The following is a 19,249-nucleotide window of genomic DNA, read 5'->3' on the forward strand; positions in this document are numbered from 1 at the left end:
CCTCTGATGATTGACTTATTTGCTATAGCAAGTGCCGCCGGGATGACCGTCGGCCTTGCCGTTTGCGCCCTGATGATCGGCCTGTTGCTGGCAATGCTGTTTGCCGGCTGGGAATCTCTGCGTTTCAAAGTGTTGGCCTGGCCCGGAACCTTACTGGTGACTATTTTGCGGGGATTACCGGAAATTCTGGTCGTGCTCGGAATTTACTTTGGCGCCTCACAGGTATTGCTGACTCTGTCTGATGGTTTTGATATCCCGTTAGGATTTACCCGGTTTCATATCCAGATGACCATCAGTGACTTTAATGTCAGTCCGTTTCTTTGCGGGGTGATTGCGTTAGCGCTGTTATATTCATCTTATGCTTCCCAGACTTTGCGTGGTGCCCTGAAAGCCGTTCCCAACGGTCAGTGGGAATCGGGGCAGGCTCTGGGAATGAAAAAATTCACCATCTTCCGCCGGTTAATTCTGCCACAAATGTGGCGCCATGCCCTACCGGGACTGGGAAATCAGTGGTTGGTATTGCTGAAGGATACGGCACTGGTCTCACTGATCAGCGTCAATGACCTGATGTTACAAACCAAAAGTATTGCTATCCGCACCCAACAACCTTTTACATGGTATTTAATTGCTGCGGCGGTTTACCTGCTGGTGACCCTGGTCAGCCAGTTTATTTTGAAGCGGGTGGAGCTTCGCGCGACCCGGTTTGAACAGGAGAATGCCTGATGTCTGAGTATTTTCCTCAGTTGCTGAAAGGCTTGCCTGTCAGCCTGTTTCTGACTTTGTCATCGATAGTAATTGCGTTGATTCTGGCGGTCCTCTTTACGTTGATTCTGGCGCTGAAAAAGCCACTGGCCGGCAGAGCGGTTAAATTATACATCACTCTGTTTACCGGGACTCCGTTGCTGGTTCAGATCTTCCTGATCTATTATGGGCCTGGACAGTTTCCACAGTTACAACACTATCCTCATTTATGGTCGCTGCTCTCCCAGCCCTGGTTGTGTGCCATCGTAGCGTTATCCCTGAACAGCGCAGCTTATACCACCCAGTTATTCTATGGTGCGGTAAAAGCGATAGCCCCGGGGCAATGGCAATCCTGCGTCGCTTTGGGCATGAGTAAGGGGCAGACACTGCGTATTTTGTTGCCCTATGCTTTTAAACGTGCCCTTTCTGCGTATTCCAACGAAGTGATTCTAATTTTTAAGAGCACTTCGCTGGCTTATACCATTACCCTGATGGATGTGATGGGTCAGGGCCAGTTGTTGTTTGGCCGCAGTTATGACGTCACGGTATTTATTGCAGCAGGGATTATCTATCTTTGTATCAACGGGTTGCTGACCCTGTTATTGCGTGGCGTAGAACACTATGCTCTGCGTTTCGAACGCCGTAACTGACAAATGCGGGCAGAATAATTTAAGCTGCCCGCGACATTTCTGCTCTACGGCTGATTACTGAGCCGAAAAACTTATTTATGTCTGCCCTGCTACCTCTGTTTACCACGAAAATAATACCGGCTGCTGGCCGGCAGATAGAGCATCAGCAAAATTACCATGTCCGGGATTTTCTGTAGTAACAGATGCACACTCAACTGGCTTACATCGGCAACATCTAACCCGTCAGTAAGCCCCGGAACCTGCCCGCCAAATATCCCTGCCATCGCTAACGTCAGACACAGGCATCCGGTAAAAATGAGCCTGCCACCTCGCCAGCCTACCAGCAATAAACCGGCACTGATCAGTTCGGCCAGTAACACACCAAACAGCAATAAATAACCTGGCGGAGTAGTGAGCTCCTGAAATACGCCGTCACGAGGCGGACCTTCCGGATGCCAAAGACACATCAGCAGGTTAAACAATCGCGTTACAATTATCGCCATCACTGCAGCGATAACCGGTGCTGGTAAACGACTTCGTGCCTTGTCGGCTATCCCTGGCATCAGGTGCTTCTCCTGTATTTGACCGCTCTTCCGGTTCGGTAGTCAGGAAGTCTCATGACGTGCGTTGTGACCATCCCGTATCCGCTTTTTCTCTTCCTGAGCCATCATCCGCCAGGCGATGAATCCGACCAGCCCCACGATAAACAATATTAAGGATGCCAGTGCATTAATCTCCGGATTGACCCCGCGCCGGACTGCGGCAAAAATAGCCATTGGCAGAGTTGTCGCACCAGGTCCTGTCACAAAGCTGGAAATTACCAAATCGTCCAGTGACAGGGTAAATGCCAGTAACCAGCCAGTGACCACTGCCGGCAATATCATTGGCAGAGTAATGACAAAAAAGACTTTAACAGGGCCTGCACCAAGATCGAGTGCCGCCTCTTCAAAAGAACGATCCAGTTCCCGTAACCGGGCGTTAATCACCACTGACACGTAGGCCGTACAGAAAGTCACATGTGCCATCCAGATAGTCAGCGCCCCCCTGTCAGACGGCCAGCCAAATGCCTTCGCCATGGCAACAAATAACAACAGTAATGATAAGCCGGTGATAACATCTGGCATAACCAGTGGTGCTGTCAGCATAAATGCAAAACTTTTATTACCGCGAAACCGGCCAAATCTGACAATAGCAAAGGCTGCCAGTGTCCCCAGAACCACGGCCATACAGGCCGCCATCGCGGCAACCGACAGACTTAGCACCACTGCATCTATCATAGCACTGTCCTGAAACAGCTGTCGGTACCAACGCACAGAGAAATGATCCCAGACAGTGACCAGTGCAGAGCTGTTAAATGAATACACCACCAGCAACAGCATCGGTGCATACAAAAACGTGAAACACAGTAGCAAAATGATGATCCGCCATGGCGAACGTGATACCGGTAGTACATTCATCGTTCAGCTCCTGATTGTTTATTCTGCTGCTTATGGAACCAGATAATCGGCAGTATCAGGATCAGTAATATAATCACTGCCAGTGCTGATGCCACCGGCCAGTCACGGTTGTTGAAAAACTCCTGCCACAAAATCCTGCCAATCATGATGCTGTCCGGACCACCCAACAGCTCAGGAATAACGTACTCACCCACTGCCGGAATAAATACCAGCATCGACCCGGCAATAATACCGCCACGGGTTAACGGAACGATAACGCTGAAAAATGTCTGTAAAGGTCTGGCTCCTAAATCCTGGGAGGCTTCCACCAACGAATAATCGATGCGAATTAACGCGGTATATATTGGCAACACCATAAACGGCAGGTAACAGTAAACAATACCGATATAGACGGCAACATTGGTATACAAAATAACCAACGGGTGATCGATAACCCCTAACCACAGCAGGAAACGATTCAGTATGCCATTATTATTCAGTAGTCCCATCCAGGCATATACTCTCACCAGGAAGGAGACCCATGAGGGCAATACTACCAACAATAACAGGATATTACGGGTTGCAGGTTTACTGTGAGCCACGGCCCAGGCCAGTGGATAAGCAATGACCAGGCAGATCACCGTCGAGATAGCGGCGGTCTTCAGCGATTGCAGATAGGCATCAAGATACAACGGGTCATCGGTTAACTGCAGATAATTGCCGAAATCAAGGACAAAACTTAACTGATCGTCAGCCCAGCTCAATAGCTCAGTATAAGGCGGAATAGCCCGGGCAATATCGGCAAAGCTGATTTTCAGGACGATGAGAAACGGCAGTAAAAAAAAGACCACCAGCCACAAAGCCGGTACAAGGATCACCAGTTTACGGCCGTGCTTCATCTGCAAACGTTCACGTAGCCCGGGCTTTATTTTATCCACCACCACCGGTTTGTCATGCTCCGCACGAAACAGTTCAGTCATAACATCCTCCTCAGGCCGTCAGAACGACACAACTGTCTGTTTCCCAGCATAAATTCACCTGGTCTCCCCAGACCGGTGCGCCAGCCCGGTAGCGATTAGCATTCTGCAACTGAGCACTCAGCATCTGTCCACTGGCAAGACGAACATGGTAGACCGATAAATCTCCCAGATAGGCAATATGTACGACTTCGCCACGGGCAATGTTATAACCGTCTGCTGGAAACTCAGTGCAAAGCATGACTTTCTCCGGACGAAGTGCAACGCAAACCGGCACATTTTCGGTAACAGTCTCTGCACTGTCTACTTTCAGTGGAAACTCCAGACCAGGACTGCTGATAATCATGCCATCGGGTAGTTTTTGGGTGAGTACACCCTCAAACACATTCACAGAACCAATAAATTCGGCACTGTATCGACTGGTTGGATGCTCATAGATATCCTCCGGTTCTCCCAGCTGGATAAATTTACCGCGATTCATGATGGCAATACGGCCGGCCATCGTCATGGCTTCTTCCTGATCGTGAGTCACCATGACACAGGTTGCCCCTACCCGCTCCAGAATATCCACAACCTCCAGCTGCATCCGGTCACGTAATTTTTTATCCAGCGCTCCCATGGGTTCATCGAGCAGTAACAACCTCGGTCGTTTGGCGAGGCTTCGGGCTAATGCCACCCGTTGCCGCTGACCTCCGGAAAGTTGGTGAGGTTTTCTTTTGGCATATTCCTGCATGTGAACCAGCATCAGCATTTCTTCGACACGGGCTGTAATTTCTGCTTTAGGCAGCCGGTCCTGCTTCAGACCAAAGGCGATATTCTGTTCAACTGTCATGTGCGGAAACAGAGCATAAGACTGGAACATCATATTCACTGGGCGCTGGTAGGGTGGCACGCTGGAGAGATCTTTACCCTCAAGAATAATTTGCCCGTGGGTTGGCGTTTCAAAGCCCGCCAACATTCTTAGCAATGTTGATTTCCCGCAGCCGGATGCCCCAAGCAGAGCAAAAATTTCCCCTTTATAGATGGTTAGACTGACATCATCGACAGCGTTCTGCCCGTCGAATGATTTGGTGAGATTACGTATTTCGAGTAACGGGGTAAGCGGCTTAGCCGTTTTAGGTTGCGGGCGGATATCATTAACCACGGCATATCTCCGGAACAGCAAAATCAGAACAGAGAGTCAGTAAGCCCGACATACCACCGGCACCTACTGACGTTTTTCATGACACCATGAATTACTGGCCGCTTTTCACCCGGGTCCAGGCACGGGTACGGACACGATCTAATTTAGGATCCTGCACTTTCAGGACAAACAGTTTTTTCATCACTTCCGGGGTCGGAAATATGCCCGGGTTATTACGGACATCTGCATTAATAAATGGCAGTGAAGCTTTATTTCCGTTTGCGTAGTAAACACTGTTCGAAATATTGGCGATGACCTTAGGATCCATGATGTAGTTAAGCCATGCATACGCCTCTTCGGTGTTTTTGGCATCTTTAGGGATTGCCATCGTATCGAAGAATGCCAGAGCCCCCTGTTTCGGAATACTGTAAGCCAGGTGAACACCATTTTTAGCCGTATCAGCGCGGTTTTTTGCCTGCAAAACATCCCCTGCCCAACCGATAGCAACACAGATGTTACCGTTAGCCAGGTCATTGATATATTGAGATGAATGGAAATAACGGATATTTGGACGTAATTTGAGTAACAGATCGGTCGCAGCCCCGGAGTAATCTTTCGGATTGCTGCTGTTAGGATCTTTACCCAAATAATTCAGTACAGTGGCGAAGATCTCTTCGGGAGCATCGAGGAATGACACACCGCAGCTCTGGAGTTTTTTCAGGTTGTCAGGATTAAGAACCAGATCCCAGCTGTCTACCGGGGCATCTTTGCCCAATACCTGACGAACTTTATCAATGTTATAGCCAATGCCGGTCGTCGCCCACAGATAAGGGATCGCATATTTATTACCCGGATCATGCTGAGCAATTTTTGCCATCAGTTCCGGATCAAGGTTTTTATAATTAGGTAATTTGCTCTTATCCAGCGGCTGGAACACGCCGGATTGCAGTTGACGAGCCAGGAAACTGGAAGAAGGTACTACAACATCGTAGCCGGTATTCCCGGCCATCAGTTTTCCTTCCAGCACTTCATTCGAGTCAAACACATCGTAAACAACTTTGATACCCGTTTGTTTTTCAAAATTGGCGACCGTGTCCGGAGCAATATAGTCCGACCAATTGTAAACATGTAAGACTTTTTGATCTGCCACCGTAGTTGCAGAAATTGCCATCAGTGCCCCGGCAATAACTGCCGGTAACCATTTTTTACCCTGGCTGAACATATTTTCCTTCCTCCGACACCAAAAATGAAAAAACCCGCTCAGGCGATGCAAAATTGACGCCATTTTCCAGACAACCTTAATAAAAATCATTTACGCTGTGGCTTTATCAAAAGTAACCATTGAAACCCGGGGTTACATAAGGCTGTTGCAAGAATATAACTCCACACGGGTTTACGCCATGCAGCGGTACAAAAAACCAACTCAGTCGGGTCCGGCGGCGAATCTTAGAATTTTATATGGCAATAACCGCCATCTATTGGAAATAAAAACCAAAAAAAACCGCTGAAAGCGGCATATCTTATGGAGGGATCCAGAAATTAATTGCTCAAAACTACTCCCGCACTGGAGAGCAGTAGTGGGCATTATTGAAGATTAATGAAGTACAGCCTGACGCGAAAGAGGTTGCAGCGTATCACTGTCATCAGCCACCATCAGCATATGACTGGCAAAAGCTTCCATAATGATCATTGAGGCCTGGGCTTCACTTTGCTGCATAAAGTAAACAAACTGAGAACAGGTGATGCCACATTCAATATTCAGCGACTGGCAAACAATCAGTTTTGGGATAGTCTCATCCTGAACATCAAGAAAGGCTTTGGCTGTCAGAGAACTGGCATTGATGTGGGACAGTTCACCGGCCAAAGATAACAGCGCGGAAGGTCTGACTTCTGCTCTGGCAGTAAATAAAATAATATTGTCCGCAATATCCAGCTTTGCATCAAAAACGCCATCAAAACTCTGCATCGCGGGTAAATGCAGTGCCTGGCAGCTGTCACATTCGAACCATTCGATATGTTGCTTATCCATCCATTCACACAGTGTTTGAGTTTCTGGCCTGACCAGTGTTTCCATTTTCATATCCGGCGAAAGAACCAGCGCAATAGATTACGCATGAATGACAGTAAACACCACTGCATTCGGAAAAAAGCACTACCGGGACCACATAAATTAACAGAATGAGACACCAGATCAGCGGAATAGGATCATCTAACTTTTGGGGACAACGCACTACCCTGATGCAACGCTATGCACCAGGACGGTGCTACCCCGGATTTGCGGGCGTTTGTTGTGCACCCTCCGAAAACGATTAATAAAATCAGGAGGGTAAAAGGTTTAGCGAATTGCCCAACCTTGCTGATGCAGAAAATCTAACATAAATGGACGGTTTTCTTTAATGATCGTCCGTTGAATCATTTCACTCCAGCTTTCCTGACGGCTGTTGGTTGCGCGTTGCTGGTAATAGGCCAGAATATGCTGGTCATACTCTTCCAGCGCCTGTGGATCAACAGGTTGATACCGATTTTCGTGTACCAGAAGAGTCTGCGGCATACGTGGTTTAACTTCAGGTTTTGTATCAGGCCAGCCAATGCACAGTCCGAAAAGTGGTAACACAAAGCGTGGCAATTCCAACAACTCAGTCACTTCGTGCGGGTTATTTCGCAAACCGCCAATAAAAACCCCGCCCATTCCCATTGATTCTGCAGCGACCATAGCATTCTGTGCCATCAAAGCCGTATCAACACAACCCAGTAATAACTGTTCAGCCAGCCCCAGTTCGGCCTGCGGGCAAATTTGTTGATGGCGGTTAAAGTCAGCACAAAACACCCAGAATTCTGCTGCAGCACTGACCCAGGGTTGATGCCCTGCCAGTTCAGCCAGACGATCACGCTTTTGACGATCGCTGATGCGGATAATGGAACTACATTGTAAAAAACTGGAGGTAGACGCAGACTGTGCTGCATTGAGAATAGCATGACGCTGTTGTTCGGAGACTGGCTGCTGTTTGAAGGCCCGCACAGAACTATGATCGCAGAGTAAATCGATCGTTGGGGTCATGACTTTCTCCTTTATGAAATGATGAGGGCAATGATTATTTTCGACCGGATAATTTCGGAAACATTGCTTTAAGCGTACGCCAGATGAGTAAACTAACCGCAGGTAAAATCATAATCACCCCGCAAAACAGGCTGATTTTAGCAAGGACAGGGTCATCTGCGGCTGCTCTTAATCCTGTACCACTATTGAGTAACACTAACGCGAGCAGAACGAAGAAAATACCAATAACTTCCAGAATAATCAGCCTGCGGGGTAATCGCGTACTATCCTGCATTCAATGGGCTCCTCTTTTACCGATTGTGCGACCGCCATAGTCCCGGGCCGCTGATTGATAGTAGCATTCAGACTGACAGGTATTTCCTGCTTTTAATCAGGCCGACTGACAGGCATGATACACACACTTTATTGTATTGAAATCTGATATTACTTACACAGGAGATCGCTATGTTTGCTGTGATTTTTGGTCGTCCGGGTTGCCCCTATTGTGTCCGTGCTAAAGACCTTGCAGAGAAATTAACCGAAGAGCGCGATGATTTTAACTATCGCTACGTCGATATTCATGCTGAAGGGATTACTAAAGCAGACCTGGAAAAAACGGTCGGTAAGCCAGTGGAAACAGTACCGCAGATTTTCCTTGATCAACTGCACGTTGGCGGTTTTACCGACTTCGAAGCCTATGCAAAAGAGAATCTCGGTCTCTACCAGTAATGCTTCAGTCAGGTGCATGGTTTCCTGCCATGCACCTGACATCAGTGTGTTCTGTTGACCCGTTATCCGCCGCTGAAATCCTTGTGACGGGCCATCGCCAGTTACCACAAACCCTCTTCAGAAATCCGCCTTTAGTGGTATCCCTCCACGAACCGATGGGCTGTCACTCTCCTGCGCTTACAGAGAAGAATTTCGCTATTAATACCCGCGAGTCCATTCCCGGTTTTGTTGTGTTTATTTTTGGTATGGGTAATGAGGCTGGCCCTCGCATTGCTACTCCCCCCGGGCGGGAACGCTTATTGTGCTTATTTGGCCATGTATTAGTTAAATTTTTGTACAGAAGCGAACTTTCCCTGACTCTGGTCGTCATACCTTATGCCACTGCTTTTCTTTAAAGTCCCCTGATGTTCGGGTCCCGCCAGTTTACTGGCGGGTTTTTTATTTCTACCGCCTGTCACAACACTTCATGCTACTGAACAGCAAAAGCACATTAAAACAAGAAATAAGACCAGGATTATTTACTTTCCGTGACGTTGTTTTATGCTGTTAAGATTATCTTAATCACCAGACAGTAGGCTGACGCTCTGATTTAAAATAGCTCCGAGGCCGAACGCTGTAACATCGCGCCGAACGATGATAAGGACTGCATGAAATAATGGAAAACCTTAACCACATTCTTTTCCTGTGGATTAACGCCACTCCTGATTCCCCTCACGCATTTATTGAACTGGCTCTCTTCTTTGCCAAAGATCTGATAGCGATAGTCCCGCTACTGATTATTGCCCTGTGGTTATGGGGACCAGACAATCAGGTGACCAGTCAGCGAGTGTTGGTATTGAAAACAGGCACTGCGTTAATTTACGCACTGGCCATCGCCACCATTGTTGCGCTTATTTACCCGCATCCACGCCCGTTTGCCGTCGGTCTGGGTTATCAGTTCCTCAGCCATAGCCCGGATAGCTCCTATCCGAGTGATCATGGCACCACTATCTTCACTTTTGCTCTGGCGTTTATTTTCTGGCACAGGGTCTGGTCCGGCATAATTTTACTGGTCGTCGGAACGGGTATTGCATGGTCAAGGGTCTATCTGGGAGTTCACTGGCCCATAGACATGCTGGGCGGTTTTCTGGTGGGGATGCTTGGTTGTATGGCGTCACAATGCGGGTGGGCTCTGTACGGGGATCGTCTGTTAGCACTGGCCAGCACAGTATACCGTTATATTTTCGGACCTATGATTCGTAAAGGCTGGGTACGTCATTAAATGACGCTAACGGGCAAAGTTAATGCTTTGCCCGTTATTGATCTCAGCCGAACCACTTGTGATATAAAGAACTCACCTGCAAACTGATGTAATCCCAGATACGGCTAAAGAAGCCCCCCTGTTTGACATCCTCCAGTACGACCAGTTGTTTTTGCTCTATCACTTTCCCGTCCAGTTGGAAATTAACCGTACCAACCACTTGTCCTTTCGTCAGAGGTGCTTCCAGTGCCGGCGAGTTCAGGGTATAACCTGCTTTCAGATTCTTCACCTGGCCTTTCGGCACAGTGACCGCAGGGTTTTTAATCACTCCCAGATCTGCATATTTAGTATCTCCGAACCAGACCCTTTGCTGCACAAACGGCTTATCAGATTTAATCGGCGAAACTGTTTCATAAAACTGGAAACCCCAGTTAAGTAACTTTTCACTTTCTCTGAAGCGAATCGCATCGGTTTTTGCACCCAGTACTACCGAAATCAGACGCATATTGCCGGAGGTAGCAGAGGCTACCAGGTTGTTACCGGCCCCGGAGGTATAGCCAGTTTTTATACCGTCCACATGTAAATCCGTACTCCAGAGTAACCGGTTACGGTTCGGTTGACGGATTTTATTAAAAGAAAATTCTTTTTCCGAATTCAATGCGTATTCATCCGGAACGTCGCGAATAAGCGCCTGACCAATCAACGCCATATCCCGCGCAGTACTATACTGTCCAGGCTCATCCAGGCCATGAACAGTAGAGAAATGAGTATTTTGCAATCCCAGTTGCTTAACGTAGTTGTTCATCAACTCAATAAAGGCACCCTGGCTACCAGCGACATAATCCGCCAGGGCAATACAGGCATCATTACCTGACTGCACGACAATACCTTTATTCAAATCAGAAACCGAAACCTGATCACCGGGCTTCAGAAACATCAAAGAAGAACCACGTAACTGAGGATTTCCGGTCGCCCAGGCATCCTGACCAATCGAAACCATGTCGGTGGATTTGATTTTGCCTGACTTTAACGCCTGCCCGACAACATAGCTGGTCATCATTTTTGTCAGGCTGGCAGGGTCAAGCCGGTCATCCGCATTGGACTCCGCCAGGACTTTGCCACTGTTATAATCCATCAGGATCCAGGCTTTAGCATCGATTTGCGGGGCATTTGAAGGTTGATCTGCCTGTACCAACGTTGGAGAAACCAGCAACAAAGCCACCATCACGGCACGATAACGGGGGGAATGACATGTTTTTTGCATCATTAACAGTCCGTCCTTGTTTAAAAAAGAGTTTTCGCAAATGTGGTCCATCCACAGGATTTTGGCAACCGGAAACTTACTGTCTTTGAACCATCAAATACATTCACCGGACTGAAGCTTTCCCCTGCCGGGAGGCAGTTTCTTCCGGGTCAGACAGCAGCATCAGATAATTTAATTTACTGATTTTGTTCCCGATACTATCAATAACATAAGCCAGAGGGGGTTGTATACTTTACCGGCAAATTTTGCTCCCCCTGCCACTCTCTTGCGTGCGACCAGCGAATAAATACTCTGGCAGCCATTCTTTCCACCCGCTACAGTAAAAGGGTTATTTTTCGCGGGGTTAACCTTTTACCCTGCCCACCTTTACATAACAGGCACCGAATCTGCCAGATTACTGTGTAATTTCCCCTAATCCTGGATTAAAATCGCGCGCTATTGCTGCACTTAAGCGGAGCTGAGCGATGTCGGAAACAACAATAAATACTACTACAGAAAATAATTTACCTGCTGCCCCGAAAGTCGGGTTTCTTTCATTAGGATGTCCAAAAAATCTGGTAGATTCAGAGCGGATTCTGACTGAACTGAGAACTGAAGGTTATCAGGTAGTTCCCAGCTATAACGATGCAGACCTGGTGATTGTCAACACCTGCGGATTTATTGACAGTGCGGTACAGGAATCACTGGAAGCTATCGGCGAAGCACTGGCAGAGAATGGCAAAGTGATTGTGACCGGTTGCCTGGGTGCCAAAGAAGACCAGATCCGTGAGGTTCATCCAAAAGTTCTGGAAATCACTGGCCCTCACAGTTATGAGCAGGTCTTATCTCACGTGCATCACTATGCACCTAAACCCGCCCATAATCCTTTTTTATCTCTGGTACCAGAGCAGGGTGTAAAACTGACCCCTCGCCACTATGCTTATCTGAAAATTTCTGAAGGGTGTAATCATCGTTGTACGTTCTGTATTATCCCTTCCATGCGTGGCGATCTCGATAGTCGTCCAATCGGCTCCGTTCTGGATGAGGCCCGTCGCCTGGTAGAGTCGGGTGTTAAAGAACTGCTGGTAATATCACAGGATACCTCTGCCTATGGTGTTGATGTCAAACATCGCACCGGTTTCTGGAACGGATCACCGGTCAAAACCAGTATGGTTAGCCTGTGCGAGCAACTCGCCCGGTTGGGTGTCTGGGTTCGCCTGCACTATGTTTACCCTTATCCGCATGTTGATGAAGTCATCCCCCTAATGGCTGAAGGAAAAATCCTGCCTTATCTGGATATTCCTCTGCAACACGCCAGCCCACGCATCCTGAAGTTAATGAAACGTCCCGGGTCTGTGGAACGAACTCTGGAGCGAATTAAACGCTGGCGCGAGGTTTGTCCTGATTTGACACTCCGTTCAACGTTTATTGTCGGATTCCCGGGTGAAACCGAAGAAGATTTTGCGATGCTCCTCGACTTCCTCAAAGAAGCCCGTCTTGACCGTGTCGGTTGCTTTAAGTACAGCCCGGTGGAAGGCGCAACGGCTAATCAGTTAGCAGATCAGGTGCCTGAAGAAGTTAAGGAAGAGCGTTATCACCGGTTTATGCAATTACAACAGCAAATCTCCACACAGCGACTGGCAGAAAAAGTCGGTCGGGAAATTATGGTGATGATTGACGAAGTTGATGAAGAAGGTGCGGTTGGCCGGAGCATGGCAGATGCGCCTGAAATTGATGGCTCGGTTTATCTTAACGGCGAGTTCTCTGTAAAAGCCGGAGATATCGTACGTGTGCGGGTAGAACATGCCGATGAATACGATTTATGGGGCAGCAAAGTCAATTAATTTATCCTGACATACTGTGGTCTGATTAACAGGCCACAGTGCTCCGGTGCAAACATCTAACCCGGATGGCCTGACCACTTTCCATTTGCCATTAACTGCTCCCCTTTCGCTTCCGGTTCCCCGTTCCTCCCCTAAAATGCTATCCTCAATCCATTGTTACGACTGACCGGACAAGTACCACTGACATCTTGTCCCTTTCCGCAAAGCGTAAACCAGGCAGGAGCCAATATGGAACCCTTTACCTCCGGATTAATCTCTCTGGAAGATGCACAAAATTTAATTCGTCAGCAGATCTCTCCCATCCGGGATAAAGTCAGTCTTGAACTGAAAGATGCGGTAGGACGCATCACAGCTGACCCGGTAATCTCTCCGATGGCAGTACCGGTATTCGATAACTCAGCGATGGATGGCTATGCCGTGCGGCTGGCTGACCTGACCGAAACCCGTCCGTTACCTGTGGCAGGTAAAGCACTGGCAGGAGTGCCTTTTCACGGGGACTGGCCCGCAGGTACAGTCATCCGGATTATGACCGGCGCCCCGATCCCCTCCGGCACAGACGCCGTGATAATACAGGAACAGGCCGAAGTCACTGACCAGGGGATTCGTTTTAGTGCTGAATTCACGGCGGGGCAAAATATTCGCCGTGCAGGGGAAGATATTCGTCCCGGAGAACAGATTCTTGAAGCAGGAATACGGCTGGGTGCTTCGCAATTGCCACTGCTGGCCTCATTAGGCATCAGTGAAGTCAGTGTTCTGCGCCGCTTAAGGGTTGCACTGTTTTCCACCGGCGATGAACTGGTTCCGGTCGGCCAGCCGCTGCAGGACGGTCAGTTATATGATACCAACCGTTTTGCCATCCGTCTGATGCTGGAAAAGCTCGGCTGCGAGGTGGTTGATTTAGGGATTATTACTGATGATCCACAACAACTAAGAAATGCATTTGAAGAGGCTAACCGACAGGCAGATGTCGTGATCAGTACCGGAGGAGTCTCAGTCGGAGAGGCTGATTTTACCCGGGACATGCTCGAAGAACTGGGAACAGTCACCTTCTGGAAACTAGCGATGAAGCCCGGAAAACCTTTCGCCTTCGGCAGGTTATCTGAAAGCTGGTTCTGTGGTTTGCCAGGCAACCCGGTCTCTGCCGTAGTCACCTTCTATCAACTGGTTCAGCCTATGCTGGCGATTTTGTTGGGTCAGACACAAAGTATTCTCCCTGAACGACTCATCGCCCGAGCCTCTACATCGCTGAAAAAAATGCCCGGCCGGCTCGATTTTCAACGTGGATTCTTTTCTACTGCCCCCGATGGCAGTTTGCAGGTTACCCCGACCCCTCATCAGGGTTCGCATGTGTTCAGTTCATTTTCCAAAGCCAATTGCTTTATCGTACTGGAACGTGAGCGCGGTAGCGTGCAACCCGGTGAAACAGTCACGATTGAACCGTTTAATTCTCTGCTGAGCCACTAAACCATGATGCCGCTGAACGATGAAGAGATACTCCGCTATAACCGGCAACTGGTACTAAAAGGATTTGATTTTGAACGGCAGGAACAGCTGAAATCCTCCAGAATACTGATAGTCGGTCTTGGCGGATTGGGCTGTGCAGCCGCTCCCTGGCTGGCCTCCGCTGGCATTGGAGCGCTGACACTGGTTGATTTTGACAGCGTATCAGTTTCTAACCTTCAGCGGCAGATACTACATAACGATGACACTCTCGGAATGGCAAAAACAGATTCCGCCATTCTGGCATTACAGAAAATCAACCCCCGGGTTGAACTGAGTAGCCTGACTGTGCCACTGAGTGAAGATAACGCAGAAAGTCTGGTCAGTCGCCATGATGCCGTGCTGGATTGTAGCGATAATGTGGTTGCCCGTGAATGTCTGAATGCAGCCTGCTTCCGGCATAAAGTACCGCTGATTTCCGGTGCAGCAATTCGGATGGAAGGCCAGTTATCGGTATTTCGCTGGCGGGAAAACGAGCCATGTTATCGTTGTATGAGCCGACTGTTTGGTGAGCAAAACCTGAGTTGTGTTGAGGCCGGTGTGATGGCGCCACTGGTCGGGGTTATTGGGGCGATGCAAGCGATGGAAGCTATCAAGGTAGTGACCGGATATGGAGAGACTTCAAGCGGTAAAATTATGCTGTATGACGCAATGACATCACAGTTTCGCGAAATCCGGCTGATGCGCGATCCTGACTGCGAAGTCTGCGGACATTCTGGCCACTAAAACAACCGTGCAGAATACTGGTCAACCGGACCTGCATTCTGCACTGACAACGGAACATTTGCAGGCTGCCCTGACGGACAGCCGGGTTATCAGGAAATACCCTGACTGCGCAAATAATCCTCGTAGCTGCCAGAGAAATCGGTAATATCTCCGGCTTTAATCTCAATCACTCTGGTTGCCAGAGAGCTGACAAACTCACGGTCGTGAGAGACAAAGATCAGTGTCCCTTCATACATTTCCAGCGCCATATTCAGAGATTCGATAGATTCCATATCCAAATGGTTGGTTGGTTCATCCATGACCAGCACGTTTGGTTTTTCCATCATTAATTTACCAAACAGCATCCGCCCTTTTTCGCCACCGGACAGAACCTTCGCGGGTTTTTTAATATCATCCTGAGAAAACAACAGACGTCCAAGGATACTGCGAACCGCCTGTTCATCATCACCTTCCTGCTTCCACTGGCTCATCCAGTCAAATACCGTCAGGTCATTGGCAAAGTCTGCTGCATGATCCTGTGCATAATATCCCAGGCTGGCATTTTCAGACCATTTAACGGTACCGTTATCCGGAGTCAGCTCCCCTACCAGGGTTTTCAGCAAAGTAGTTTTACCGATACCGTTGGCACCGATAATGGCCACTTTCTCACCGACTTCAAGCAACAGGTTGAAACGGTCAAACAGCAACCCTTTATCAAATCCCTTACTTAACTCTTCAGTCTGCAAAGCATTTCTGAACAGTTTCTTATCCTGTTCAAAACGGATAAATGGATTCTGACGGCTGGAAGCTTTAACTTCATCGAGTTTGATTTTATCGATTTGTTTAGCCCGGGAGGTTGCCTGACGTGATTTAGAAGCATTCGCACTAAAACGGCTGACAAACGACTGCAATTCAGCAATCTGAGCTTTTTTCTTCGCATTGTCTGATAATAAACGTTCACGGGCCTGAGTAGCCGCCGTCATATATTCATCATAATTTCCGGCATAAACCCGTAGTTCACCATAATCCAGGTCAGCCATGTGGGTGCAAACCATATTCAGGAAATGACGGTCGTGCGAAATGATCACCATGGTACTGTTACGTTCGTTTAAAACCTGCTCCAGCCAACGGATAGTATCTATATCAAGGTTGTTGGTCGGTTCATCGAGTAACAATATATCGGGATTAGAAAACAGTGCCTGCGCCAAAAGCACACGCAATTTCCAGCCAGGTGCAACTTCACTCATCGGACCATAATGCTGCTCCAGAGGAATACCCACACCTAATAAAAGCTCGCCGGCACGGGATTCAGCAGTATAACCATCCATTTCACCATACTGAACCTCCAGTTCAGCCACCTTATACCCTTCCTCTTCACTCATTTCGGGTAAAGAATAAATACGATCACGTTCCTGTTTTACTTCCCAAAGTTCATTATGTCCCATAATGACCGTATCAAGGACGGTGAAGTTTTCAAATGCGAACTGATCCTGGCGTAATTTACCAATACGTTCATTGGGATCATAAGAGACATTACCATTACTTGGCTGTAAATCGCCGCCAAGGATCTTCATAAACGTTGACTTGCCGCTGCCGTTGGCACCAATTAAACCATAACGATTTCCTCCGCCAAATTTTACAGAGATATTTTCAAACAATGGCTTACTGCCAAACTGCATCGTCACATTACTGGTTACTAACACGGGATAGCCTTATAGATAAATCAAACTCAGGTAGAATGCTGTCAGAACGTCGCCTAAACACGATGCTTCTGACACCTCGGGATACTATGGTTGCAGGGGACTGCTGGCAAATGGCTGACAGCCCCGATACCGGAACACTGCCGGTGACATCATGGACAATTAACAGAGAGTCCCTGACAAAATAATCATGCTACTGATTAAAAGCAAAAAAGCCAGTAACAAAGTGTCACTGGCTCTCCCACTAACAAGGAGTATTGCGCCTGATTAGATCAGGAAATCATCCAGGCTTTTACCTTCGTCCAGCGCTTTTTTGATAGCAGCCGGAGTACGACCCTGACCGGTCCATGATTTGCTTTCACCATTTTCGTCGGTGTATTTATATTTAGCAGGGCGCGGAGCACGTTTGACTCGTTTTTTGCTAACTTCAATCGCACCCAGTAATTCATTAGGGTCAATACCATCTGCCAGCAGCATTTCACGGTATTTTGTCAGTTTCTCTTCTTTTTCGCGGTTCTGTGCTTGTTCAGCTTCAATTTCTTCACGACGCTCATTTACAACAACGGTCAGTTTTTCCAGAACTTCTTCCAGATCACTCAATGCCAGGTCACGGGCCTGCGCACGAAGAGTACGAATGTTATTGAGAACTTTAAAGGCATCACTCATCATATTTTCCTTGCTTATCCGGGTACAATTAACTGTGGGGCTGAGGGTACCTAATTTAAATAGAAAAATAAATAGCCTATTACTGAATTATATAATTTAAATTTTGAAATTAGCATTATCGGTTACAGGCCGAATAAGAATTAACGGTTGTTTAACAGCAGGTGGTTTTATGCCTCTGCCTTCTCTGCAGCTAACACCCCCTCTAAGATATCCCTTATCTGTATATGACATAAGCCTCCCATTACATTTCGTCGGGATTAATTACTTAAGTCTTCTTTTCTGATCATAACATGACAGAAAAATCAGGGCGATTGCTTATATAGATACCGACCGGCAGGTGGTTAATCCAAATTCGACTCAATATCCCGCCAGGGAATGAGCCTTTCGTGAAAAATGGCAGTAGCCACCGGGATTAATTGTCAAATAGTTTGCCATTACTGTTGATACTACAGTGTTTTACCGAAAAAAATCTTACTGGCACCTTTAAAGGTATATACAAAGCTTTATTTTTTCATTAAGAATAAAGTGGCCTGTTGCCGGTATCCGCAGGTAACAGATGTCGGATACCGCTTTGCCCCTGGCAGGGGATCCCGGGGTGGGAAGATTCAACCTCAGAAATGCGAGGCTGACTGATATATGTGTTCTGCAGAGGAACTTAACAGCCGATGATTTATTTTCCTGATTGCTGCTTTTGATAAAAAGCTTTGAATATGGCCAGAGTTTCTTCACTGACGTGATGTTCAATGCCTTCAGCATCGCGGTGGGCAATATCCTGACTCACACCTAATGCCAGCAGAAACGTTTCGACGATATGATGACGTTCCCTGCTTTGCTCCGCCAAAGTTTCCCCCTCGGGGGTCAGAAAAACACCGCGATAAGGGATCTGTTCCACCAGCCCGGTACTGGCAAGTTTCTTCAGCATTTTTGCTACCGTCGGTTGAGAAACACCGAGTCTGGCAGCCATATCAACCTGCCGTGCTTCACCAAATTCATGAATCAAATCAGAGATTAGCTCAACATAATCATCAATAAGCTCGCGGCGATGTGCTTCCCTGACCTGTCGGAACCCTTCAACATGTTCTTCAACATCCTTTATTGCACTCATCAGAGTGCTGACATTATTTGCTCGACGATTCATTCAACTTCCTCTTTATAATCTTGCCGGTCCCCTGATTAGAAAACGGCAATCTGCCGTGTATTGTAAACCAGCTGTGCAGAAGCTCAAATTTTTCATCAATAGCCATGGCTAAATCTTATAGCTAATGCTATACCTTAATCATCGATTATACATTTGCCAGTGCTTTTCTGGTAACAGAAGGGAATGATTAGCTGACAGATGTCCGGTAAACGGAGAGATTACGGTGAAAAGTTCAATACAATGTAGTATCTGTAAGGAGCGCTTCTCAGCAGAAACGACCAAAAGCAGTTCTCAGTGGCTGCAATGCCTGTCTACCCGAACCCCTTTTAGCCTACGACTGATGCTGGTCAATATGGTGTGTCATCAGCTGAAAAGAATGTTCCGAAACAATTGTTCAGTCGTTTGCTCTGAACACCCGCACAAAAATCCACATAGAATTAACATAAGAGTTACATAAAATAAATATTTACATTTTATACCCTCACACCCGTTATGGGTATAATCTTGTTTTCTAACATAAATAATCAGTCCCCTCCTTCCC

Annotated in this window: 20 protein-coding genes; 8 read left to right on the plus strand and 12 right to left on the minus strand. The window is 47.6% G+C overall.

The features are described from left to right. Positions 1-6: 6 nt before the first annotated feature. Both artQ and artM read left to right on the plus strand, forming a co-directional pair. Complete coding sequence (artQ, locus tag B3Z23_RS04715; RefSeq protein WP_294902370.1) at positions 7-723, plus strand: arginine ABC transporter permease ArtQ; 717 nt, start codon at positions 7-9, stop codon at positions 721-723. Next, the gene (gene artM, locus B3Z23_RS04720; RefSeq protein ID WP_294902372.1) at positions 723-1,391 is read left to right on the plus strand and encodes an arginine ABC transporter permease ArtM; all 669 of its coding nucleotides are present in this window, start codon (positions 723-725) and stop codon (positions 1,389-1,391) included. The genes artQ and artM overlap by 1 nt, the downstream gene beginning before the upstream one ends. Before the next feature lie 89 nt (positions 1,392-1,480). Here the strand turns inward: artM and B3Z23_RS04725 are convergent, their stop codons facing one another. The 8 genes from B3Z23_RS04725 to B3Z23_RS04760 form a co-directional block, all read right to left on the minus strand. Continuing rightward, positions 1,481-1,933 carry a YbjO family protein gene (locus B3Z23_RS04725; protein ID WP_294902375.1) on the minus strand — a complete coding sequence of 151 codons (453 nt, stop codon included), beginning with the start codon at positions 1,931-1,933 and terminating at the stop codon, positions 1,481-1,483. Positions 1,934-1,975: 42 nt separating this feature from the next. Beyond that, positions 1,976-2,827: a putrescine ABC transporter permease PotI gene (gene potI, locus B3Z23_RS04730; protein WP_294902378.1), complete on the minus strand. Its 852-nt coding sequence runs from the start codon at positions 2,825-2,827 to the stop codon at positions 1,976-1,978. Next, the gene (gene potH / locus B3Z23_RS04735; RefSeq protein ID WP_294902381.1) at positions 2,824-3,786 is read right to left on the minus strand and encodes a putrescine ABC transporter permease PotH; all 963 of its coding nucleotides are present in this window, start codon (positions 3,784-3,786) and stop codon (positions 2,824-2,826) included. The genes potI and potH overlap by 4 nt, the downstream gene beginning before the upstream one ends. Positions 3,787-3,796: 10 nt before the next feature. Next, the gene (gene potG / locus B3Z23_RS04740) at positions 3,797-4,927 is read right to left on the minus strand and encodes a putrescine ABC transporter ATP-binding subunit PotG (RefSeq protein WP_294902384.1); all 1,131 of its coding nucleotides are present in this window, start codon (positions 4,925-4,927) and stop codon (positions 3,797-3,799) included. A gap of 91 nt (positions 4,928-5,018) precedes the next feature. Then, positions 5,019-6,128, minus strand: coding sequence for a spermidine/putrescine ABC transporter substrate-binding protein PotF (gene potF / locus B3Z23_RS04745; protein WP_294902387.1), 1,110 nt, complete (start codon positions 6,126-6,128; stop codon positions 5,019-5,021). Between the two features lie 372 nt (positions 6,129-6,500). Further along, the gene (locus B3Z23_RS04750) at positions 6,501-6,980 is read right to left on the minus strand and encodes a YbjN domain-containing protein (RefSeq protein WP_294902390.1); all 480 of its coding nucleotides are present in this window, start codon (positions 6,978-6,980) and stop codon (positions 6,501-6,503) included. Positions 6,981-7,241: 261 nt separating this feature from the next. Further along, complete coding sequence (nfsA, locus tag B3Z23_RS04755) at positions 7,242-7,964, minus strand: oxygen-insensitive NADPH nitroreductase (protein ID WP_294902393.1); 723 nt, start codon at positions 7,962-7,964, stop codon at positions 7,242-7,244. 34 nt (positions 7,965-7,998) lie between these two features. Then, positions 7,999-8,238 carry a DUF1418 family protein gene (locus B3Z23_RS04760; protein ID WP_294902396.1) on the minus strand — a complete coding sequence of 80 codons (240 nt, stop codon included), beginning with the start codon at positions 8,236-8,238 and terminating at the stop codon, positions 7,999-8,001. Positions 8,239-8,408: 170 nt separating this feature from the next. Here B3Z23_RS04760 and B3Z23_RS04765 point away from each other — a divergent pair, with 170 nt between their 5' ends. The 3 genes from B3Z23_RS04765 (at position 8,409) to ybjG (ending at position 9,933) form a co-directional block, all read left to right on the plus strand. Continuing rightward, the gene (locus B3Z23_RS04765; protein WP_038019711.1) at positions 8,409-8,672 is read left to right on the plus strand and encodes a GrxA family glutaredoxin; all 264 of its coding nucleotides are present in this window, start codon (positions 8,409-8,411) and stop codon (positions 8,670-8,672) included. 29 nt (positions 8,673-8,701) lie between these two features. Next, positions 8,702-9,067 carry a hypothetical protein gene (locus tag B3Z23_RS04770; RefSeq protein ID WP_294902399.1) on the plus strand — a complete coding sequence of 122 codons (366 nt, stop codon included), beginning with the start codon at positions 8,702-8,704 and terminating at the stop codon, positions 9,065-9,067. A gap of 260 nt (positions 9,068-9,327) precedes the next feature. Then, positions 9,328-9,933 (plus strand): undecaprenyl-diphosphate phosphatase, encoded by a 606-nt coding sequence (gene ybjG, locus B3Z23_RS04775; RefSeq protein WP_294902402.1) that lies wholly within the window; start codon positions 9,328-9,330, stop codon positions 9,931-9,933. 43 nt (positions 9,934-9,976) lie between these two features. On the opposite strand, the gene B3Z23_RS04780 is transcribed toward ybjG, so the two are convergent. Beyond that, the gene (locus B3Z23_RS04780) at positions 9,977-11,176 is read right to left on the minus strand and encodes a serine hydrolase (RefSeq protein WP_294902575.1); all 1,200 of its coding nucleotides are present in this window, start codon (positions 11,174-11,176) and stop codon (positions 9,977-9,979) included. A 464-nt stretch (positions 11,177-11,640) separates the two neighbouring features. Between B3Z23_RS04780 and rimO the strand changes: the two genes are divergently transcribed. From rimO to B3Z23_RS04795, 3 genes are all read left to right on the plus strand, one after another. After that, the gene (gene rimO, locus B3Z23_RS04785; protein ID WP_294902405.1) at positions 11,641-12,999 is read left to right on the plus strand and encodes a 30S ribosomal protein S12 methylthiotransferase RimO; all 1,359 of its coding nucleotides are present in this window, start codon (positions 11,641-11,643) and stop codon (positions 12,997-12,999) included. A 228-nt stretch (positions 13,000-13,227) separates the two neighbouring features. After that, a complete protein-coding gene (gene moeA, locus B3Z23_RS04790; protein ID WP_294902407.1) occupies positions 13,228-14,463 on the plus strand; it encodes a molybdopterin molybdotransferase MoeA in 1,236 nt (411 codons plus the stop codon). A 3-nt stretch (positions 14,464-14,466) separates the two neighbouring features. Continuing rightward, positions 14,467-15,225: a molybdopterin-synthase adenylyltransferase MoeB gene (locus tag B3Z23_RS04795; RefSeq protein WP_294902409.1), complete on the plus strand. Its 759-nt coding sequence runs from the start codon at positions 14,467-14,469 to the stop codon at positions 15,223-15,225. Positions 15,226-15,314: 89 nt separating this feature from the next. On the opposite strand, the gene B3Z23_RS04800 is transcribed toward B3Z23_RS04795, so the two are convergent. From B3Z23_RS04800 to mntR, 3 genes are all read right to left on the minus strand, one after another. Next, positions 15,315-16,907: an ABC-F family ATPase gene (locus B3Z23_RS04800; RefSeq protein WP_294902412.1), complete on the minus strand. Its 1,593-nt coding sequence runs from the start codon at positions 16,905-16,907 to the stop codon at positions 15,315-15,317. 264 nt (positions 16,908-17,171) lie between these two features. Further along, positions 17,172-17,570, minus strand: coding sequence for an H-NS family nucleoid-associated regulatory protein (locus B3Z23_RS04805; protein WP_038019697.1), 399 nt, complete (start codon positions 17,568-17,570; stop codon positions 17,172-17,174). 670 nt (positions 17,571-18,240) lie between these two features. Then, a complete protein-coding gene (gene mntR, locus B3Z23_RS04810; protein ID WP_294902414.1) occupies positions 18,241-18,708 on the minus strand; it encodes a manganese-binding transcriptional regulator MntR in 468 nt (155 codons plus the stop codon). Positions 18,709-19,249 lie beyond the last annotated feature (541 nt).

Origin of the sequence: Tatumella sp. UBA2305 (assembly GCF_002345795.1) — a bacterium.
In the GTDB taxonomy this organism is placed as follows: domain Bacteria; phylum Pseudomonadota; class Gammaproteobacteria; order Enterobacterales; family Enterobacteriaceae; genus Tatumella; species Tatumella morbirosei.

What these genes read in the sequence shown, in the direction of transcription:
- artQ (WP_294902370.1), top strand. Translation starts at nt 7, where the DNA reads ATGATTGACTTATTTGCTATAGCAAGTGCCGCCGGGATGACCGTCGGC.
- artM (WP_294902372.1), top strand. Translation starts at nt 723, where the DNA reads ATGTCTGAGTATTTTCCTCAGTTGCTGAAAGGCTTGCCTGTCAGCCTG.
- B3Z23_RS04725 (WP_294902375.1), bottom strand. Translation starts at nt 1,933, where the DNA reads ATGCCAGGGATAGCCGACAAGGCACGAAGTCGTTTACCAGCACCGGTT.
- potI (WP_294902378.1), bottom strand. Translation starts at nt 2,827, where the DNA reads ATGAATGTACTACCGGTATCACGTTCGCCATGGCGGATCATCATTTTG.
- potH (WP_294902381.1), bottom strand. Translation starts at nt 3,786, where the DNA reads ATGACTGAACTGTTTCGTGCGGAGCATGACAAACCGGTGGTGGTGGAT.
- potF (WP_294902387.1), bottom strand. Translation starts at nt 6,128, where the DNA reads ATGTTCAGCCAGGGTAAAAAATGGTTACCGGCAGTTATTGCCGGGGCA.
- B3Z23_RS04750 (WP_294902390.1), bottom strand. Translation starts at nt 6,980, where the DNA reads ATGGAAACACTGGTCAGGCCAGAAACTCAAACACTGTGTGAATGGATG.
- nfsA (WP_294902393.1), bottom strand. Translation starts at nt 7,964, where the DNA reads ATGACCCCAACGATCGATTTACTCTGCGATCATAGTTCTGTGCGGGCC.
- B3Z23_RS04760 (WP_294902396.1), bottom strand. Translation starts at nt 8,238, where the DNA reads ATGCAGGATAGTACGCGATTACCCCGCAGGCTGATTATTCTGGAAGTT.
- B3Z23_RS04765 (WP_038019711.1), top strand. Translation starts at nt 8,409, where the DNA reads ATGTTTGCTGTGATTTTTGGTCGTCCGGGTTGCCCCTATTGTGTCCGT.
- B3Z23_RS04770 (WP_294902399.1), top strand. Translation starts at nt 8,702, where the DNA reads ATGCACCTGACATCAGTGTGTTCTGTTGACCCGTTATCCGCCGCTGAA.
- ybjG (WP_294902402.1), top strand. Translation starts at nt 9,328, where the DNA reads ATGGAAAACCTTAACCACATTCTTTTCCTGTGGATTAACGCCACTCCT.
- B3Z23_RS04780 (WP_294902575.1), bottom strand. Translation starts at nt 11,176, where the DNA reads ATGCAAAAAACATGTCATTCCCCCCGTTATCGTGCCGTGATGGTGGCT.
- rimO (WP_294902405.1), top strand. Translation starts at nt 11,641, where the DNA reads ATGTCGGAAACAACAATAAATACTACTACAGAAAATAATTTACCTGCT.
- moeA (WP_294902407.1), top strand. Translation starts at nt 13,228, where the DNA reads ATGGAACCCTTTACCTCCGGATTAATCTCTCTGGAAGATGCACAAAAT.
- B3Z23_RS04795 (WP_294902409.1), top strand. Translation starts at nt 14,467, where the DNA reads ATGATGCCGCTGAACGATGAAGAGATACTCCGCTATAACCGGCAACTG.
- B3Z23_RS04805 (WP_038019697.1), bottom strand. Translation starts at nt 17,570, where the DNA reads ATGAGTGATGCCTTTAAAGTTCTCAATAACATTCGTACTCTTCGTGCG.
- mntR (WP_294902414.1), bottom strand. Translation starts at nt 18,708, where the DNA reads ATGAATCGTCGAGCAAATAATGTCAGCACTCTGATGAGTGCAATAAAG.